The sequence below is a fragment of the Marinobacterium marinum genome (assembly GCF_013868415.1).
Taxonomy (GTDB): Bacteria; Pseudomonadota; Gammaproteobacteria; order Pseudomonadales; family Balneatricaceae; genus Marinobacterium; species Marinobacterium marinum.
Window position 1 is genome coordinate 1 of the sequence record NZ_JACEMT010000045.1, and the last position, 3694, is coordinate 3694.

General features: G+C 50.8%; 3 protein-coding genes. 2 read left to right on the forward strand and 1 reads right to left on the reverse strand.

Annotation, left to right across the window (positions count from 1 at the left end):
* Positions 1–84: 84 nt before the first annotated feature.
* On the forward strand, positions 85–1035 hold the full coding sequence (locus H1S06_RS08130) for an IS110 family RNA-guided transposase (RefSeq protein ID WP_181737915.1): 951 nt from the start codon (positions 85–87) through the stop codon (positions 1033–1035).
* Between the two features lie 28 nt (positions 1036–1063).
* Here the strand turns inward: H1S06_RS08130 and H1S06_RS08135 are convergent, their stop codons facing one another.
* Positions 1064–1738 (reverse strand): hypothetical protein, encoded by a 675-nt coding sequence (locus H1S06_RS08135; protein ID WP_181739032.1) that lies wholly within the window; start codon positions 1736–1738, stop codon positions 1064–1066.
* Between the two features lie 369 nt (positions 1739–2107).
* On the opposite strand from H1S06_RS08135, the gene H1S06_RS08140 reads away from it, so the two are divergent.
* Positions 2108–3651, forward strand: a protein-coding gene (locus tag H1S06_RS08140) for an IS3 family transposase (RefSeq protein WP_181736393.1) whose coding sequence is annotated in 2 segments (ribosomal slippage) — positions 2108–2579 and positions 2579–3651 — 1545 coding nt in all. Because the reading frame shifts where the segments join, the coding sequence is not laid out codon by codon here.
* The last annotated feature ends 43 nt before the right edge of the window (positions 3652–3694 follow it).

Consider the following 3694-nt stretch of genomic DNA (forward strand, 5'->3'; position numbering starts at 1 on the left):
TAGCGCTGCATGACTCTTTAGCGATAACTCGAACAGTCATCGGGGCCCCGAGCCCGCATAGCAAGGCAGAGTCAGCTTATTACCATGAACACAGAAAGCCAAATCAGCATCAACGTCGGCGTAGACGTCGGCAAATCCAAACTCGATATCGTCCTGCATCCGCTGGACCTCCATTTCCAAATTTCGAACGACGAAGACAGCATCCTCAAGGTCGTTCATGTGCTGAAAAAGCGCAACATCGAACGCATCGTGGTCGAAGCCACAGGGCGCTATGAACACGCCTTCGTGTTTGCCTGCGATCAGGCCAACCTGCCCATTGTCGTCGTTAATCCCATCAGTGTCAGACGCTATGCCCAGGCCATCGGAGTACTGGCCAAAACGGACAAGATTGACGCCCGCGTGATTGCCCAATTCGCGGCCACTATACAGCCCGATATCAAGCCAATCCCTGACAAACAGTCTCGTCTTATCAAGGACTTACTGATTCGCCGTAGCCAGCTGCTTGAGATGCAGACGATGGAGAAAAACCGTCTCCAGATCTTGCCCAAAGCTCTGCATCGCTCTATCAAAACAGTGCTACGCTCGCTGGAAGCTCAGATAAAGACTATCACCAAACAGATCGATGAAGCGGTCATGCAGGTCAAGCACTGGCGTGTCAAAACCGAGATCCTGACCAGTGTGCCCGGTGTCGGAAAAGTCCTCGCCTATACCTTGCTCAGTGAGTTGCCTGAACTCGGCAAACTCAACCGCAAGGAAATCGCTGCACTCGTCGGTGTCGCGCCCATGAACCGCGAAAGTGGCTCCTGGAATGGCAAGCGACGCATCCGCGGAGGCCGTCACCGTATCCGCACGGTCATGTTCATGGCGATGCTGTCATCGATCCAATGTAACCCTGTATTCAAACGCTTCTACGAGCATCTGAAAGCCCAGGGCAAACTGCCCAAAGTGGCCATCATTGCCTGCATGCGCAAGCTGATCGTGGTGCTCAACACCATGCTCAAGAACGAGACACGATGGGGCGAAAATATTGCTTAAATATTTAACTAGACACCACAGTCACTTGTTAGCTTTTGCTTTCTATAATATCACTTAAGTTAATAATATTTTCGTCAGAAAAATTAGAGCACTTCAAATTGTAACTTTTTATAATTGATTTAATGGTTTTTGAATGAGCCCATGCGGAAAAGCAGTAAACTCCATTATATTGGATAAAAAGCGGCCCCATACAACCTCCACTTCCACATGACCAAGCATCGACTAGATAGAGATCCGGAGTAGACCCACCGGTGACGTTAACATCTATTACTCTAATAGTTGCGGGATCTACTTTTTCTCCAGACTCTGAGACGACTTTCTGGCTATTTTCTTTAAAGGCATCTATCACGTCTTGTTTTGAAAAATATAGCAAACTTCTATTTCTCAAGTAATCTTCTTTCTCAGACAATGGCGCTATTGATAGATACTTTTCCTCCAAAAACTTCATTCTAATATCATTATCAGATAGCAGACCTCTTAAGGATCTCTCGATATCTGACAACTTTAAATTTTCAGTTTCAGAACGTTCAAGCTTTTCCTTGAGATTGACTATTTCAATATTTAATTTACTTAACTCTTCTTCTTTTTTAAATCGTGGATGAACGGTATGAAAATAAGCACTTATTAGGAAGAACAAAGTCAATAAAGGAATAGCGGCAAAAAAGTAGTCCAATATTCCCTTTTCTCTATCAATCCATTTCATATAAGACCTGTATCGGATATTCAATGACAGCTAACGCTGCGTTAACGGGCCGGAAAAACGCGCAGCGTTTTGGAGGTCCAGGCCAGCTTGCTGGCCGAAGTTGAACGCTTTTTTAGCATTTGTATTCAACGTCATCACCGACAATCTGAATTATTTTCTCGTTAACTAATTGATTAAAATTGTTTTGTATTGCTACTTCGTTCCCCTTGATACCCATATGTGCCGCAATATGATTTCGAAGGCTGGTAACCTTCTTCGGGCGTTTATCTTTTGGGGTAGACGTCAAAAATGTTATCAGCTTATTTTTGGCACTCGGAGCTGACCCTATGTGTCAGCGTAGTTGTCGCCTGAAAATTTCAGAGGACAACCATGCCCCACTATTCACCGGAACGTAAGGAAGCCATCCTCCAAAAAATGGCGCCGCCTCACAGCATGACAGTAGCCGAGCTGGCTCGTCAGGAAGGCATCAGTACCGCGACCCTGTACAATTGGCGTAAAGCCGCCAGAGAACGAGGTGCCGTTTTGCCATCCAACTCAGCCGCCCCGGACAAGTGGAGCAGCGAAGAAAAATTCCGCATGGTGCTGGAGACCGCTCCGATGAGCGAAGCGGAGATCGGCGAATATTGCCGCCAGCGCGGTGTGTACCCGGAGCAGATCGAAGCCTGGAAGGCGGCCTGTATGGGCGCCAATGCGCAAGCAGATGAGCAAGCCAAACAGCATCGCCAAGCGACCAAGGCCGAGCGCAAACGGATCAAGCAGCTAGAAGCTGATCTACGCCGCAAGGAGAAGGCGCTCGCGGAGACGGCCGCGCTGCTAATACTGTCAAAAAAAGCAGAGGCGATCTGGGGCCCCAAAGACGAGGACGAATGACCAGCCTCCCGGATCGCCAGCATGCCGTTAGTCTGATCCAGGAGGCTCAGAGCAACGGTGCTCCGCTGGTCAAGGCCTGTGCCTTGCTAAACCTGAGTGTGCGCACCTACCAGCGCTGGACGGCGAATCAGTTGGTCCATGCGGATCAACGACCGATCGCGCCCAGACCTGCACCGCATAACAAGCTGTCAGAGCAGGAGCGTGAAGCCGTGGTATCGCTCTGTAATCAACCGCGATATCGCAGTGCCCCGCCGGCGTTTATTGTGGCGGATCAGCTGGATCAAGGGCGTTATCTGGCGTCGGAATCTACGTTCTACCGGGTGTTGCACGAATACGATCAGCTGCATGCCAGAGGCCGGCAGAAACCGCCTGAGCGCAAACGCCAGGCAACCACACATGAAGCCAGCGAGCCTAATCAGCTCTGGTGCTGGGACATCTCCTGGTTGCCTGGACCTGCCCGTGGCACCTGGTTTTACCTGTACCTGATGATGGATGTCTACAGCCGTAAGATCGTGGGCCACGAAGTCTACGCGCGTGAAACCGGAGAACTGGCCAGCGAGTTCGTCGAAAAGGCCTACTGGCGGGAACATCTGGCCGCCCGATCCAAGCCGCTGGTGCTGCACTCTGATAACGGCAGCCCCATGAAGGCCGCGACGTTCCTGGAAAAGCTGTACGACCTGGGCATTACCCCCTCGAACAGCCGACCTCGCGTCAGCAACGACAACGCCTACTCGGAGTCACTGTTCAAAACCCTGAAGTTCCGACCGGCGTTCCCGGTGAATGGCTTCAAGACGCTCGAAGAGGCACGGCATTGGGTGTTGAAGTTCGTGCGCTGGTACAACACCGAGCATCGGCACAGTGCTCTGAAATACGTGACACCTGAGCAGCGTCATAACGGCGAGGCCGAGTATATCCTGGCGCAACGCAAACGGGTTCTCGAAGTCGAGAAGGCCAAGAACCCCCAACGCTGGTCAGGTGATATCCGTGACTTCAGCTTGCCGGAGTCAGTCACACTGAACCCGGAAAAGGCGGCGAGTTTTTAAAGAGCTGATAACTTATACGCGACAACTACGTTGACAGTTACCG

Excerpts from the sequence above, each read along its gene's own strand:
- H1S06_RS08130 (WP_181737915.1), top strand. The coding sequence starts at position 85 with ATGAACACAGAAAGCCAAATCAGCATCAACGTCGGCGTAGACGTCGGC.
- H1S06_RS08135 (WP_181739032.1), bottom strand. The coding sequence starts at position 1,738 with ATGAAATGGATTGATAGAGAAAAGGGAATATTGGACTACTTTTTTGCC.